We start from the raw sequence: 14,847 nt of genomic DNA on the forward strand, positions 1-14,847 counted from the left end.
CATGGCCTATTCCCTTGGCCTGACGCTTTACAATCTTGCCAACCGGGCAAAGGAGGCCACATCGCCGCCGCGCCCGCCGCGCCCGCAGGGCCCGTTGATCTGGGTGCAGGCGGCGGGGCCGGACAGCGTGCCGCAACTGTTGGGTCTGGCCCGGCGGCTGGAGGAAGAACACGGCATCACGGTGGTGCTCAGCAGTGCCACCGCCCCGCAAAAGCTGCCTGCCGGGGTGATCTGGCAGCCCAACCCGATTGACAACGCGACCGAGGCGCGGGCGCTGCTGGATTACTGGACCCCCGACCTGATCGCGCAGGCCGAAGGCGAATTGCGCCCGGCCCTGCTGCATGAAGCCCATGCAAGGCAAATCCCTTCGGCGCTGATTGATGCCCGCAGCCCCGCCATTCTGCGCGGCCGCGAAGGCTGGTGGCCGGGCCTGATGCGTGGGTTGCTCAGCAGCTTCAACGTCATTCTGGCGATTGACGAAACCGCGGCACGGGCCTTTCGCCGCGCAGGGGCAGAGCCGAAATCGGTGCAGGTCTCGGGCCGGATGGAATATCCCAGCACGGTTTTGCCCTGCTATGAAGGAGAGCGGACCGAACTCGCCCATCTATTGGCAACCCGGCCCGTCTGGTTCGCAGCCGCTTTGCCAGAAAGCGAAGAGGATGCAGTGATAGCGGCGCATCGCTCCGCCATGAAGCTGGCGCATCGCTTGCTGCTGATCCTGTCGCCGCAAGACGCAGAACGTATTCCCGCGCTCGTCACCCGGATGGAACAAGACGAAGGCTGGACCGTGGCACGCCGCCACGCCGAAGAAGAACCGGACAGCGATGTGCAGGTGTATCTTGCCGAGCCCGCAAGCGATTACGGGCTTTGGTATCGTCTGGCACCCATCACCTATTTTGGTGGCGGATTGGACGATAGCGGCATTGGCCGCGACCCGATGGAGGCGGCGGCGCTTGGTTCGGCGATCATTCACGGCCCGCGCGCCGGGGTCTTTGGGGCGTCCTTGGGGCGGCTTGCGGCGGCACAGGCAACCTGCCTTATCGGCAATGGTCATGACCTTGGTGTCACGCTGGGCGAGTTGCTGTCACCCGATCGTGCGGCACGATTAGCGCAGGCGGCTTGGGCGGTGGAATCCGACGGGGCCGAGGCCACGCAGAAAGTTGTCGACGCGCTGTGCAAGCTGCTGAAGGGGGCCAAGTGATACAGGCCCCGCGCTTCTGGTTCACCCCACCTGATCGCCCTGATTGGCGCGCGCGGCTGCTGGCCCCGCTGGGTTGGACCTATGGGGCGGCAACGGCACGGCGGCTGCGGCAGGGGGCTGGGTTCAAGGCCGGGGTTCCGGTAATCTGTGTCGGCAATCTGAACGCTGGCGGCACGGGAAAGACGCCCAGCGTGATTGCCCTTGTAGAGCGATTGGCCGCGCGCGGGATTGCCGCGCATGTGGTGTCGCGCGGGCATGGCGGGCAGCTTGCTGGCCCCGTGCGGGTGGACGAACGCCACCACCGCGCCGCCGATACCGGGGATGAGCCCTTGCTTTTATCCGCCTTTGCCCCGGTTTGGGTCGCGCGGGATCGCGCCGCAGGGGTGCGGGCGGCACAAGACGCCGGGGCCCAAGTGGTTCTGCTGGATGACGGGTTCCAGAACCCTTCGGTGGTCAAGGATCTGTCGCTGGTGGTGGTGGATGCCCAGCGCGGCTTTGGCAATGGCCGCTGCCTGCCAGCAGGACCATTGCGCGAACCCGTGGCGCAGGGGCTAGGCCGCGCCGATTTCGTGCTGTCCATCGGTGATGCTGCCGCGCAGGCTCGCTTTACTGCGCAGTGGGGCGCGGCCCTGCCTGTGCCGCATCTGACAGGGCAACTTGATGTGTTGCAAATGGGCATGGACTGGCAAGGCACCCACGTTCTGGCCTTTGCCGGCATCGGCCACCCCGAGAAATTCTTTGCCAGCCTGCGCAGCGCCGGGGCCGAGGTTTTGCACGGCGAAGCGCTAAGCGACCATCAACCCTTCAGCGATGCGTTGCTGGCCCGGCTGGAACGGGATGCCGCCCAGCTTGGCGCGCAACTGGTCACCACCGAAAAAGACGCCGTGCGCCTGCCCGCCGCCTTCCGGCCCAAAGTGCTGACGCTGCCCGTGCGCCTGCGGCTGTCGGATTGGGGGCCGCTGGATGCGGCTTTGGGCCGCTTGGGGCTATAGCCGCGCTCCGGCCTTGGTGGGCCTTCTGCGGCAGCTTTCACCTGCGGCACTTTGCTTGACCGGGGCCAGCCACCGCGTTACCGCTAACCCATGACCTTAGGAACTGTCACGCCCAACCGAAACGGAGCACAGACCCCATGACCCAATCAGACATTGGCCTGATCGGCCTTGGCACAATGGGGGCGATGCTGGCCCTGAACATCGCAGAGAAGGGCTTTCCCATTGCGGTCTGGAACCGGACAACCGAAGTCACCCGCAAATTCGCCGAAACCGCGGGAGAGCTTGCACCGCGCATCACCCCGACCGATACGCTGGCAGACTTGGTTGCCGCGCTGAAAACACCGCGCGCGATCATCCTGATGGTGCCCGCCGGGCAGCCTGTGGATGACCAGATTGCCGCCCTGACCCCCTTGCTGGATGAGGGTGATCTGATCATCGACGCCGGCAATGCCAATTTCCGCGACACCAACCGCCGCGCCGCAAATGCCACACAGGGCGGCCCGCGCTTTCTTGGCATCGGCGTGTCAGGCGGCGAAGAAGGTGCGCGCCACGGTCCCTCGATCATGGGCGGTGGCAATGCTGCGGATTGGGACCGCGTGTCGCATATCCTGAAGGCGATTGCTGCGAAATACCAAGGCACCCCTTGCGCCACCCTGATGGGCGAGGCGGGCGCAGGCCATTTCGTCAAAGCCGTGCACAACGGTATCGAATATGCCGATATGCAAATGATCGCCGAGGTTTATGGCGTCATGCGGGATGGCATGGGCCTGCATGCCCCGCATATTTCCGAGGCACTGGCCGAATGGAACACAGGCCCGCTGCAATCCTATCTGATCGAGATTTCAGCCGCAGTCACAGCCGTGATTGATGACAAAACCAACGAACCGATTGTCGATGTCATTCTGGATCGCGCAGGCCAAAAAGGCACGGGCCGCTGGACAGTGATCGAAGCGCAGCACCTTTCAGCACCGATTCCGGTGATCGAGGCTGCCGTGATGGCCCGCAACACTTCGGCGCTGCTGGATGAACGCTGCAAGGGTGAGGCGCTGTTTGGCCCCGCGCCGCAAACCCTGCCGCGCGGCAGCCTGACTGTGGCCGAGTTGGAACAAGCCATGATCGCAGGCAAGATTCTGTGCTATGCCCAAGGCTTTGCCCTGATCACCGCCGCCTCGGCCGAGTTTGGCTGGTCATTGCCGCTGCCCGAAATCGCAAAAGTCTGGCGCGAGGGCTGCATCATCCGGTCCTCCATGCTCAATGATATGGCCAGCGCCTTGGCCGAAGATCCGAACCGCAATCTGATGCTGGCACCGTTCTTTGCCGATCATCTGGCCAAGACCCATGACGCCCTGCGCAATGTTGTCGCACAGGCGGCGCTGAACGGGCTGCCCGTGCCAGCCTTGGCCGCCGGGCTTGCGTGGTTTGACATGATGCGCACCGGGCGCTCTACCGCCAATATGATTCAGGCCCAGCGCGACTTTTTCGGCGCGCATGGGTTTGAACGTATCGACGGCGGCGCAGGGCATCACGGCCCTTGGGCCAAGCAAGGCAGCTAAGGCCAGCCACACCCCACCCGACAGATCGGTCCAAGGCCTGTTCCCTTGCGCGGCATGTTCTCGTAAAGTTCCAACCTGTTCATGGCACCGGCATTCGAATCGGCCCCCTCTGCGCCTTGTCGGCCATGGGTCGAAACCCGCAGGGGGCTGCACGGGAAACAGCCATGACCCGAGAAAGGGGGAAGCAGTGTTGAAGGATGGATCAGGCAAGCGGCTTGCCCCCGCCGTGGGCGATGCCTTCGCCTTGCGCCCGGCCCGCGTGCATGAGGCAACAGGGCGGGGGCGGCGTGCCTTTGCGCTGTTTCAGGCCGCGCGCCACCCTGGCCCCCTGATCTGGGTGCTGCCCGCATATTTGCCCGAACTGCCGATGCCATGGGGCCTGCCAAAGGGGGTCAGCGCGCGGCTGCATCTGCTGCGCCCTGCCGGGGAAACCGACCTGCTTTGGTGTGTCGAAGAAGCCTTGCGCGCGGCCCCGACCGGGCTGGTCATTGCCGAACCGCAGCAACCGCTGTCACTGCTGGCCGGGCGCAGGTTACAACTGGCCGCCGAGGCAGGGCGCACGACCGGGCTGATGCTGATTCGGCAGGATGCGGGCAGCAACGCCACCGAAACGCGATGGGCTTGCGAACCGCAGGCCAGCCCTGCATCGGACTCGACTCTGCATCACTGGTCCCTTAATAAGAACAAACAGGGAACTTTAGGGCATTGGGTTTTAAACTGGGATGGCGCGTCGACTGCTTTCCATATGGTTTCCGAGACTGGCGAGCGATATCAGCCTGCGGAACCGCCCCTTTGACGGGGCCTTTGCCCTGACCCATCGGTCGGGCAATACCGATCATCTGCATTGCGTGAACATGGCGGCGCTGGCGCGGGGATTGTCGCGCGGGATGGCACTGGCCGATGCCCGCGCCATTTGCCCCGATCTTGCCACCCGCCCCGCCGATCTGGCAGCCGAGGCCGCCGCGCTGGCCAGCCTGCGCCGCTGGGCCGCACGCTATGCCCCGATGGTGGGCACCGATGGCCCGGATGGGCTGATCGCCGATATCTCGGGTGTGCCGCATCTGTTTGGCGGCGAGGCAGATTTGCGCGATGATCTGCAAGCGCGGCTGGAACGTGCAGGGCTGACCGCCGTCAGCGCGATTGCGGGCACCCGCGGTGCGGCACATGCGCTGGCGCGGCATGGCGGCGGCATTGTTCCCGATGGGCATCTGGGCGATGGTATCGGGTCACTGCCCATCACGGCCCTGCGCGTGGATCAGGAAACAGCCGAGGCGCTGTCTCGCGTGGGTCTGTCACGGATTGCCGATCTGATCCCGCTGCCCCGCGCCCCTTTGGCACGGCGGTTTGGCACCGGCTTGGTGCTGCGGCTGGATCAAGCCCTTGGCGCGCAGTCAGAACCGGTTGCCGCCACGGCAGAGCCGCCGCATTTCGGCGTCAGGATGACCTTGCCAGAACCGATTGGCCTGCAATCGGATGTGATGGCTGGCCTTGCGCGCCTGCTGGACCGATTGTGCCACAAGCTGGCCCTGCATAATATGGGTGCGCGCCGTCTGCGGCTGGATCTGCGCCGGGTAGATCGCGGCACAACGCAGGTCGAAATCGGTCTGGCCCGCCCGATGCGTGACCCCATGCGCATTGCAGCGCTGTTCACCAAAGGCGTGGATGAGGTTGACGCAGGCTTTGGCATTGACGCCCTGCGCCTGTCTGCCCCGATCACCGAACCGCTGGCGCCGGAACAGGTCGGCTCACATATCAGCTTGCACCTCAGCGAACAGCGCGGCGGGGGCCCGGCCCTCCGGCATGAAGATGCGCTGGCCGATCTGCTGTCCTCGCTTGGCAACCGGATTGGCTTTGACCGGGTGTTGCGGCTGTTGCCTGCCGACAGCCTGATCCCAGAGCGTAGTTTCCTGCTGGCCCCCGCCGCCTATAGCAGTGCCGAACCTATGCCACCGCGCGGCGGGCCAAACCGCCCGATCACCCTGTTCCCCCCCGAACCCGTCACCGAGGCGTCGGGCCATCCACCACGCCGGTTTCGCTGGCGGCGGATGCGCTTTACCACGCACAGCGCGAAAGGGCCCGAACGCATCACCCCGGATTGGTGGCTGGATGATCCGGCTTGGCGCTCTGGCCTGCGCGATTACTGGCGGATTGAGACAGAGCAAGGCCCGCGCCTTTGGCTGTTCGTGACACCGCAGGATGCGGCCGGGCAAAACTGGTATGTGCAGGGAGAGTTTGCATGACCCCCGCCCAGACCAACTATGCCGAGCTTTGCGTCACCTCCAATTTCACCTTTCTGACCGGGGCATCGCATCCCGAAGAACTGGTCAGCCGCGCCGCCGAACTGGGCCTTGCTGCCATCGCCATCACCGACTGCAATTCGGTGGCCGGGGTGGTGCGGGCCTATTCGGCGCTGAAAGAACTCTCCCGTCTGCGTGCAGAGGCGCGCGCGCAAAGCGATGCAGAGCAAAGCGGGCCGATGATCCGGTCACAGCAGGTCACGGACCATTCCAGCCGCCAGACCATGCCACATCCCACAGGGGCAATGCAGCGGCCGCCCTCGCCACAGGCAGCGTTGCCAAGACTGATCGCCGGGGCGCGGCTTGTGCTGACCGATAGCGCCGTTGAATGGCTGGCCCTGCCAACGGATCTGGCTGCGTGGTCCCGGCTGACACGTTTGCTGAGCCTTGGCAAACGCCGCGCGCCCAAGGGCGAATGTCACCTGACCCGCATTGATCTGACCGAATGGGGGGCTGGCATGATCCTGATCGCGCTTTGCCCCGATCCGCTAGAGGCACGGTTGCCGCGAGGCGATCTGCTGGACATGGCGCGCCGCTTTCCGGGCCAGTGCTTTCTGGGGGCCGCCCCGCGCTATGACGGGCGCGACCAAAGCCGGCTGGATGCCTTGGCAATCATTGCCCAAGGGGTCAACCTGCCGATGGTCGCGGTGGGTGATGTGTTGATGCATCGCGCCGCCCGCCGCCCTCTGGCCGATGTGCTGACCTGTCTGCGGGTTGGATGCACCATCGATTCCATCGGCACCAACCGGCTTGCCAATGGTGAACGCCGCCTGAAAACCGGGGCCGAGATGGCCCGCCTGTTCCACCGCCACCCCGCCGCTATTCGTCGCACGATTGATATCGCCGACCGCTGCGCCTTTGGGCTGGAAGAACTGCGCTATCAATACCCCGATGAGGCACAGAACGGTGAGCCCGCGCAGGCGCGGCTGGAACGCTTGGCCCGCGCTGGCCTTCAGTGGCGCTATCCGTCCGGCCCGCCGCCCAAGATCGTCCACCGCGTCGAAAAGGAACTGACCCTGATCCGCGAGGTGGAATATGCCCCCTATTTCCTGACCGTGCATGACATCGTGCAATTCGCCCGGTCCAAAGGCATTCTGTGCCAAGGTCGCGGGTCCGCCGCCAATTCGGTGGTTTGCTATCTTCTTGGCATCACCGAGGTGCCGCCCGAAAGCATCACCCTGATCTTTGAACGCTTCATTTCCAAAGAACGCGGCGAGCCGCCGGATATCGACGTCGATTTCGAACATGAGTGCCGCGAAGAAGTGATCCAGTGGATTTACGCGCGTTATGGCCGCGACCGCGCAGGTCTGACCGCCACTGTCATCCACTTTCGCAGCCGCGCCGCCATCCGCGAGGTGGGCAAGGTCATGGGCCTGTCGCAGGACGTGATCGCGCGGTTATCCGGGCAAATCTGGGGCTGGTCCGCTGCCGCCCCCGATGAAGACCGGATGCGCGATGCGGGGCTGAATCCTTCAGACAGCCGGATGGTGCTTGCGACCAAGCTGATCAATGAGATCATCGGCTTTCCGCGCCACCTGTCGCAGCATGTCGGCGGGTTTGTCATCACCCATGGGCGGCTGGATGAGCTGTGCCCGATTGAAAACGCGGCGATGGAAGATCGCACCATCATCGAATGGGACAAGGATGATATCGACGCGCTGGGGCTGCTAAAGGTCGATATCCTGGCGCTTGGCATGCTGACCTGTATCCGCAAGGCTTTTACCCTGCTGGCCGATCATCGCGGCCAAAGCTGGACGCTGGCCAATGTGCCACCAGAAAACCCGCCGGTCTACGATATGCTCTGCCGCGCCGATGCGATCGGGGTGTTTCAGGTCGAAAGCCGCGCGCAGTTGAACTTTCTGCCCCGCATGCGCCCGCGTAAATTCTATGACTTGGTTTGTGAGGTCGCCATTGTGCGCCCCGGCCCGATCCAAGGCGGCATGGTGCATCCGTTCATCAACCGCCGCATAGGCCGCGAACCGGTTGAAGACCTCGGCCCCGCGATGATGGAAGTGTTGGGCCGCACATATGGCGTGCCGCTGTTTCAGGAACAGGCCATGCAGATTGCCGTTGTCGCTGCGGGCTTTACCCCGTCCGAGGCGGATCGTTTGCGCCGTTCCCTCGCCACGTTCAAACGCATGGGCACCATCGGCGGCTTTCGTGACCGCTTCATCTCGGGCATGTTGGCACGGGGCTATGATGCGGGCTTTGCCGAACGGTGTTTCGCGCAGATCGAAGGCTTCGGCAGCTATGGTTTTCCCGAAAGCCATGCCGCCAGTTTTGCGCGGCTCGTCTATATTTCCGCATGGCTCAAATGTCACCATCAGGCGGTGTTCACCTGCGCCCTGCTGAACAGCCAGCCGATGGGGTTTTATGCGCCCGCGCAATTGGTGCGCGATGCGCGTGACCACGGGATCGAGGTGCGGGGCGTCTCGGTCAACCATTCCGAATGGGATTGCACGCTGGAACCCCGCCCCGATGGCAGCCTTGCCCTGCGGCTGGGTTTTCGTCAGATCAAGGGTCTGCGCGAGGAAGACGCGCATTGGATCGCCGCCGCGCGTGGCAATGGCTACCCCGATGTTGAAAGCCTGTGGCGCCGTGCGGGTATAAGGCCCGATACGCTGGAACGGCTGGCCGAGGCAGACGCCTTCGCCGCGCTTGGCCTGACCCGCCGGGATGCGCTTTGGGCGGCTTCGGCGCTGAAGGCCCCTGCCCCCTTGCCGCTGTTCGGCCCGGATGGCGAAGGCGGCGCGGAACCAAATGTCACCCTGCCGCAAATGACTCTGGGCCAAGAGGTGATAGAGGATTACCTGTCGCTGCGCCTGTCCTTGCGCGCCCATCCGATGGAACTGCTGCGCCCCCGCCTGCCCGAAAGCCTGCCACATGACAAACTGCCACAGGCCAAGGGCCGCATCGGCGTCACCGGCCTTGTCATCACCCGCCAACGCCCCGGCACAGCAGCAGGGGTGATTTTCCTGACGTTGGAGGATGAAACCGGCACCGCCAATATCATTGTCTGGAAACAGGTGTATGAGACATTCCGCAAAGCCGTGATCGCGGGGCGGCTGGTGCGTGTAACGGGCCGCATCCAGCATGATGGCCCCACAACCCATCTGATCGCCGAACGGGTAGAGGATGTGTCGCCGATGCTGGCAACCCTTGGCCGCCCTGTGCTGATCGATGCTAACGATGGCCGGGCCGATGAAACGAAACGGCCCGTCGGTGGCAAAATCAGGCCCTCGGCGCGCCACCCCCGCGAACAGGCCAAAGCCTTGTTTCCCAGCCGCGATTTTCATTGACCGGCGCGCGACAATCCTTTGATAGCGCGACATCGCGGCAGAACCCACGCCGCCCTTTTCAGCTTCAAGGCCTGTGTGATCCCGCCTCTGCCCCGCTACCCGTTAGCTCCCCTTTCCATGGAAATCAGCGGCATCGGGCAATGAAAGATCAATCTCAGGCGTTCATGGCGCGGTGGCGCTCGCAACCACGCCAGAGGGGGCATTGTGGAACATGTTCCACAATGCCCTACCAGCCAATGAGCTTGAAACATCTATCCGTTCGCTACACCGAACAGTTGGCCGACGCAGACATCGATATCCGTCGGCTGCGTCGGCCTTGCTACTGCCAGCACAGAGATCTATCAGCTAATCAGCTTTCCAAGGGCCGTCGATCCTGACGCAAAACCTGCCAAATGGCCGCAGTTCTAAAACTCCCCACGGGCCTCAAGCCGTAAACAACGGCAAAGCGCCTTACGAAGCCTCACAGAAAAGCCAGAAACACCGACTTAAATGATCTGGGGACACCCGCGTGTTTTAGTGCACGAAAAACTCTGCATGAAGCGCCCCGGCTGCGTTGATGCTCTTGAGAATGTCGATCATGTCATGCGGGGCGACGCCCAAGGCATTCATCCCGGCAACAACTTCGGAGAGGTTGGTAGACCCTTCCACTTCTGCCATGCCCGTCCCCGGCGCCTGCGTTATGCTTGCATTGGTTCTGGGGACAACAATGCTTTCACCATCCGTAAAGGGATTGGGTTGCACCACCATGGGTGTTTCCTCTACCCGAAGCGTCAGGCTGCCCTGCGCAACTGCGACGCGGCTGATCCGGACATCGGCACCCATGACAATGGTCCCAGACCGTTGATCCACAACGACCCGAGCGCGGGTTTCAGGCTCCACCCGAATATTTTCCACCCGACCGAGAACATGGGCGGGCGACCCCATCCGCGTCGCCCCAAGATCAATGGCGACCGTTCCGGAATCGAGCATGGCGGCTACGGCGCGCCCGAAATTATCGTTGATTGCGGCTTCAATGCGTCCGGCTGTTGTGAAGTCAGGGGTGCGCAAAGCCAGCCGGATGGTCCGCAGCCCGGCAAAATCAAAGTCGACCTCTTGTTCGATACGCGCACCAGAGGGGATCACGCCAGCCGTTGGCACCCCTTGAACAACTCGGGCAGCGGCCCCTTCGGCCGCGACCCCCCCGGCAATAATAGTGCCTTGCGCCACAGCATAGACCTGACCATCTGCGCCATTGAGCGGGGTCATGACAAGCGTGCCGCCCAGCAGGCTTTTTGCATCGCCGATCGCCGAAACGGTCACATCAATGCGCCCCCCCATCCGACCGAACGGGGGCAGCGTTGCCGTCACGAAAACCGCAGCGACGTTCTTGGGTCGAAACTGCTCACCATTCACGTTGACGCCAAGTCTTTCCAGAAGATTTGTCATGATTTCTTCTGTGAAAGGCGCGTTGCGCATGCCATCCCCGGTGCCATTGAGGCCGACAACCAGACCATAGCCGACAAGGTCGTTCCCCCGCACCCCGTCGAACTCGACCAGATCCTTGATGCGAATGGGGGCTGCCTGGGCGATCATCGGTAACAAAAGGCAAAGAAGGATCATTCGGATCATCTCAGGAAATCCACAAGGCGAAGGCGCGACAGGCGCGCGGTGACAGAATAAAGGGTTTCAAGCTGGTTTTGGGCGGCTTCCATACGGGTTGCAGCCTCATAGGGGTCGACTGCAACCATGTCTGAACGCGCCATTTGCAGGGCCGAAATTTCAGATTGGTTCCGGGTTTGCGCCTGATCAATGCGCGCCTCTGCCAGCCCGAGCCGCCCTGCAAGCAGCATCCGATCACTTTCATTTTGCAGCAAGCTTGCCCCCGCAAGCCGCGAAAGTTCCGTTTTGGTTGTGGCGTCAGCCGTGACGGTGCCGCGTGCGGCCAAGGCGGCGAGCGACAAAGCTTTCAAGCCATCGCGCAAGGCCGGATCGGCGGCGGTGATAGCCAGCTCTACCTTGTCATCAGGAGAAATCGCCAAGGGGCTGGCTGCTGCTCCGCCAAGATAAGCCACGCTGGCAAACCCGCTGGATGCTGCGAACCAGTTGCTGACGACGCTTTCGATATCTTGCGCCGTGGTCGCCCCAGCACTGGTGATCTCCGCCTCCAACGCCGAAAGAATGACATCCGAGGATACCAAGGCGGGCTGGTCGCTCGCGATGCCGGCGAAAAGGCTTTTGTCACCCACCTTGGTATTGAGGCTGCTGATAACCGCGTCAAACCGCTCTGTCACATCTTGCAGGAAAGCACTGGAGGTTCCGCCATCCGTCAATGTGCCAGCGTTGAGAAGGTTAACGCCCATTCCCTCAGTCAGATCGCTGATTGTGCGGAGCGTCGCTTGCATCGTGCTTGAGGTCAAAGCGGCGCTGCTTGTTGCCGATTGATACCCGGTGAGACGCGCGAGCGAGGCTTGCAAGCCGGAAAGCTGGCTGTAGTCACCGCGCAGCGTGCGCGAGGTATCAGCGCTGCGCCCGGTCGTCAGCTCCTTTGCCGCCACTTGCGAGTCTTGTTTGAGAGAGGTTGTCATGCGGCGCAGCATGAAGCTTTGCGCCATATCGCCCAAGCTTACGAGTCCCATCTTACATTCCCAACAAAATCTGGATCAAATCATCTGCGGTTTGGATCACCTTGGCATTGGCGGCATAGGCCTGTTCGACCAGCAACAAGTCCTGCAATTCGCGATCCGTATCAACGCCACCTTCAAGTTCCAGCGATTGCAAGGCGCTGGCCCGCGCCGCCGCAAAGCCTGCTTCGGTTTCATAGGATAAACGATCGCTTGCAACAGATGACAACACCTGCGCCGAAAGGCTCCCCAAACTTCGGGTGGAGCCCGCGAATGCACCAGAAGCGGTTGGTCGCGAGTCATTCAGCGCCGATTGCATGGCCGAAAACAAGGCGGATTGGCCAATCGGGCCTTGAGCCGCAGCCCCCAACCCATCGCGAAGCCGCCACAAGGCGCCTCCGGCCGCGGGGTCAACAGCGGCGTTTATCCGAAGTCGCGAGGCGAGTCCGACTTCGTTCGTGGAGGTGAAAGCGCTGCCCAGATCTGTGAAAAGGCCGGGAGCCCCCGTTGCGAGTGTGGCGTCCATCGCCGGGTCCTGAAACCGACCCACAAGGTCGCGCGCAACGGCGTCCAGATTGGCTTGTGCCGCAGGGGCAAGGTCATCGCGGATTGCGAAATTCGCGGCCAGACTGCCGCCGACCAAAGGTCCGCTTGCATCTGTCCGGACGGCGCGGCCATTTATGGTCAGACCAGAAAGCGCGCCCGAGCTTTGCGTCATATCGGGGGTGATCAGATTGACAGAGCTAAATCCAAGCTCCGCCGGTTTGCCTTCCAGCAACACTGCGCCACCCGATGTGAACAGCGCAATCTTGCCATTCTCGCGCGGCACCTCGCGGATCGGGATCACGGTTGCGATCTGATCAATCAACTGCTGGCGTTGATCGACCAAAGCTGACGTATCGCGCCCGCCGCTGGATAGCGAGGTGATGTTGCGGTTCAGCTCAGCGATCGAGACCAAAGCACGGTTAATGCCCTCCACCTCGGAGGCGATGCGGGTATCGGCGGCGCTACGGGCGGCCTGAATGTCAGATGAGATTGTCTGAAAGCTTTTTGTCAACGCCTCTGCCGCGTCGAACACCTGGCTATGGCGCGTGCTACTTTCGGGTTGGGCTGCGGCGGCCAAGAAGGCCGAGTCCAAGCTGGCAATGCGGCCAGATAGCGAATCCGCATTCTCGGGCGATCCAAAGGATGTTTCCAGTTGCGACAGGAAGCTGGCACGGCTGTCCAGATTGGCAGCGCCAGCTTCTGCGATGCGACGGTCAGCAATCAGGATCTGATTGATTTCACGCGCGATTCCGGTCACTTGAACGCCTTGGCCAGTGCCCCCCAGGCGGCGGGCAGACAATTGCAACTCGCGTCGGCCATAGCCCTCTGTCAGCGCATTTGCGATGTTCGAGGAAATAACCTCGGCGTTTCTTGCCGCGACGTTCAGCCCGGAAAGGGCGCTCGACATGGATCCTGAAATGCTCATTTCTTAGGTTCCTTAACGTTTGATGTTCGTGGTTTCCTGCAACATCTCGTCCACAGTCTGAATGACCTTGGCATTGGAGGAGTAGGCGCGCTGGGTCTGGATCAGCGCAGTGAGTTCGGCCGCGACATCGGTCGTGGACCCTTCACGCGCATAGCCGACCACCGATCCGGTTGGCCCATCGCCCGCGTCCCACAGAAAGAACGACCCGGAGTCCGGCGAGATCTTGTAGGTCTGGTTGTTCATCGCAACCAAACCATTCAGGTTTGCCACGTCAACCAGTGGGATTTGATAGAGCCGCCGGGTGAAGCCGGTATCATAGGTGGCATTGATATATCCGTTTTCATCGATTTCAACCGAAGTAAGGCTGCCAACCGGAGAGCCATTCTTGGTGATCGAAGTCGGGGCGAAGCTGTCGGACAGTTGGGTCAGGCCCTTAGGGTCGCCGAGCCGCCCGATGGTCATCGTCATCGGACCACCGGCGACGGTCAGCGCAAGGGTTCCATCCGCAGGCGAATAAGCCCCGCCGGAAACCGTGGTGACAGACAACAAAGTGCCGCCCGCGGCCCGCGTATCGTCAAAGGTCAACGTATATTCCCCGATGACCGCACCACCCTGTGCGGAATCAGAGATAACCATCGTCCATTCATTTGAGCTGCCAGAGCCGGGAACCGTGGGGGTGAAGCTGATATCCAGCGCCTCGGATGTGCCAAGGTTGCCGAAATATTCAACCGAAAGAGGCAGGGACGCGCCTGCACTGCCGCTTGCTGTGCTGGTGGCAGGCAAGTTCACGCCCAAATTCATGGATGTCGTAGGGTCGCCCGCTTGTTGGTTTGTGTTGATCGTTACGGCTTCAAGCCCCACCACGGTATCGCGTGGCAGCGCAGGGATGGTGCCATCAGCCTCGGCCCGCCAGCCAAGCAGGACCAGACCAGAGGCGGTGCGCAAAATACCATCCGCATCAGGCCTGAAAGAGCCCGTCGTTGTCATCATCAGATTGTCGGGGGACCCGCTGCTGGCAATTTCTGTCGAGGACGCAACTGGCAGCATACCCCGACCAGATACTGCAATATCCAAGGCATTAGATGTTGCGACCAATGAACCGCGCTCATCAATCAACCGGGTATTCGTGGCGCGGACGCCACCAGCCGAATAGATGCCCGCCCCCTGCGTCTGGGTGAGCACCATGCTTTCAAAATCGGCATTGGCGCGCTTGTAGCCATAAGTGCCCGAGTTCGCGATGTTGTCCGAAATGGTTGCAAGCCGCGTGGCATTGGCATTCAGCCCGGCCACCCCGGCATTGAGCGAGGAGGAAATCGTCATGTAATAGCGCCTTTCTGCTGCTTCGATCCTTGGTCAAAGCCCAAACTGCATCCGGCGCCTTAAGATCAGGCTAATAGGTAAAACTTGATCTGATTTATCCCCGCTTTCGCTGGC

At 62.3% G+C, this 14,847-nt stretch carries 10 protein-coding genes; 6 read left to right on the forward strand and 4 right to left on the reverse strand.

The annotated features are described in order from the left end of the window. Nucleotide 1 precedes the first annotated feature (1 nt). The 6 genes from EGN72_RS06240 to EGN72_RS06265 all read left to right on the forward strand — a co-directional run bounded on the left by EGN72_RS06240 (nt 2) and on the right by EGN72_RS06265 (nt 9,342). Nucleotides 2–1,201, forward strand: coding sequence for a 3-deoxy-D-manno-octulosonic acid transferase (locus tag EGN72_RS06240; RefSeq protein ID WP_127045799.1), 1,200 nt, complete (start codon nt 2–4; stop codon nt 1,199–1,201). Beyond that, nucleotides 1,201–2,193: a tetraacyldisaccharide 4'-kinase gene (gene lpxK, locus EGN72_RS06245; RefSeq protein WP_127045843.1), complete on the forward strand. Its 993-nt coding sequence runs from the start codon at nt 1,201–1,203 to the stop codon at nt 2,191–2,193. Before EGN72_RS06240 ends, lpxK begins: the two co-directional genes overlap by 1 nt. 137 nt (nt 2,194–2,330) lie before the next feature. Beyond that, nucleotides 2,331–3,746, forward strand: a complete 1,416-nt coding sequence (gene gndA / locus EGN72_RS06250; RefSeq protein ID WP_127045800.1) for an NADP-dependent phosphogluconate dehydrogenase — start codon at nt 2,331–2,333, stop codon at nt 3,744–3,746. Between the two features lie 190 nt (nt 3,747–3,936). Beyond that, complete coding sequence (locus tag EGN72_RS06255) at nt 3,937–4,542, forward strand: ImuA family protein (RefSeq protein ID WP_127045844.1); 606 nt, start codon at nt 3,937–3,939, stop codon at nt 4,540–4,542. Continuing rightward, nucleotides 4,469–5,986, forward strand: a complete 1,518-nt coding sequence (locus tag EGN72_RS06260; RefSeq protein ID WP_127045801.1) for a DNA polymerase Y family protein — start codon at nt 4,469–4,471, stop codon at nt 5,984–5,986. The genes EGN72_RS06255 and EGN72_RS06260 overlap by 74 nt, the downstream gene beginning before the upstream one ends. After that, nucleotides 5,983–9,342, forward strand: a complete 3,360-nt coding sequence (locus EGN72_RS06265; RefSeq protein WP_127045802.1) for an error-prone DNA polymerase — start codon at nt 5,983–5,985, stop codon at nt 9,340–9,342. Before EGN72_RS06260 ends, EGN72_RS06265 begins: the two co-directional genes overlap by 4 nt. A 513-nt stretch (nt 9,343–9,855) precedes the next feature. Here the strand turns inward: EGN72_RS06265 and EGN72_RS06270 are convergent. Genes EGN72_RS06270 through EGN72_RS06285 form a run of 4 tightly spaced genes read right to left on the reverse strand, consistent with a single transcriptional unit; the run spans nt 9,856 to nt 14,733 of the window. Next, a complete protein-coding gene (locus tag EGN72_RS06270) occupies nt 9,856–10,950 on the reverse strand; it encodes a flagellar basal body P-ring protein FlgI (protein ID WP_127045803.1) in 1,095 nt (364 codons plus the stop codon). Further along, entirely contained in the window at nt 10,947–11,957 is a 1,011-nt protein-coding gene (locus EGN72_RS06275; protein ID WP_127045804.1) for a flagellin, read from the reverse strand. Before EGN72_RS06275 ends, EGN72_RS06270 begins: the two co-directional genes overlap by 4 nt. Nucleotide 11,958: 1 nt before the next feature. Further along, a complete protein-coding gene (gene flgK / locus EGN72_RS06280; protein WP_127045805.1) occupies nt 11,959–13,413 on the reverse strand; it encodes a flagellar hook-associated protein FlgK in 1,455 nt (484 codons plus the stop codon). 12 nt (nt 13,414–13,425) lie between these two features. Then, entirely contained in the window at nt 13,426–14,733 is a 1,308-nt protein-coding gene (locus tag EGN72_RS06285) for a flagellar hook protein FlgE (RefSeq protein WP_127045806.1), read from the reverse strand. Nucleotides 14,734–14,847 lie beyond the last annotated feature (114 nt).

Source organism: Pseudorhodobacter sp. E13, assembly GCF_003991405.1.
Lineage (GTDB): Bacteria > Pseudomonadota > Alphaproteobacteria > Rhodobacterales > Rhodobacteraceae > Pseudorhodobacter.

Coding starts and splice junctions, on each gene's coding strand:
- EGN72_RS06260 (WP_127045801.1), top strand. CDS start 4,469: ATGGCGCGTCGACTGCTTTCCATATGGTTTCCGAGACTGGCGAGCGAT.
- EGN72_RS06270 (WP_127045803.1), bottom strand. CDS start 10,950: ATGATCCGAATGATCCTTCTTTGCCTTTTGTTACCGATGATCGCCCAG.
- EGN72_RS06240 (WP_127045799.1), top strand. CDS start 2: ATGGCCTATTCCCTTGGCCTGACGCTTTACAATCTTGCCAACCGGGCA.
- gndA (WP_127045800.1), top strand. CDS start 2,331: ATGACCCAATCAGACATTGGCCTGATCGGCCTTGGCACAATGGGGGCG.
- EGN72_RS06265 (WP_127045802.1), top strand. CDS start 5,983: ATGACCCCCGCCCAGACCAACTATGCCGAGCTTTGCGTCACCTCCAAT.
- EGN72_RS06275 (WP_127045804.1), bottom strand. CDS start 11,957: ATGGGACTCGTAAGCTTGGGCGATATGGCGCAAAGCTTCATGCTGCGC.
- flgK (WP_127045805.1), bottom strand. CDS start 13,413: ATGAGCATTTCAGGATCCATGTCGAGCGCCCTTTCCGGGCTGAACGTC.
- EGN72_RS06285 (WP_127045806.1), bottom strand. CDS start 14,733: ATGACGATTTCCTCCTCGCTCAATGCCGGGGTGGCCGGGCTGAATGCC.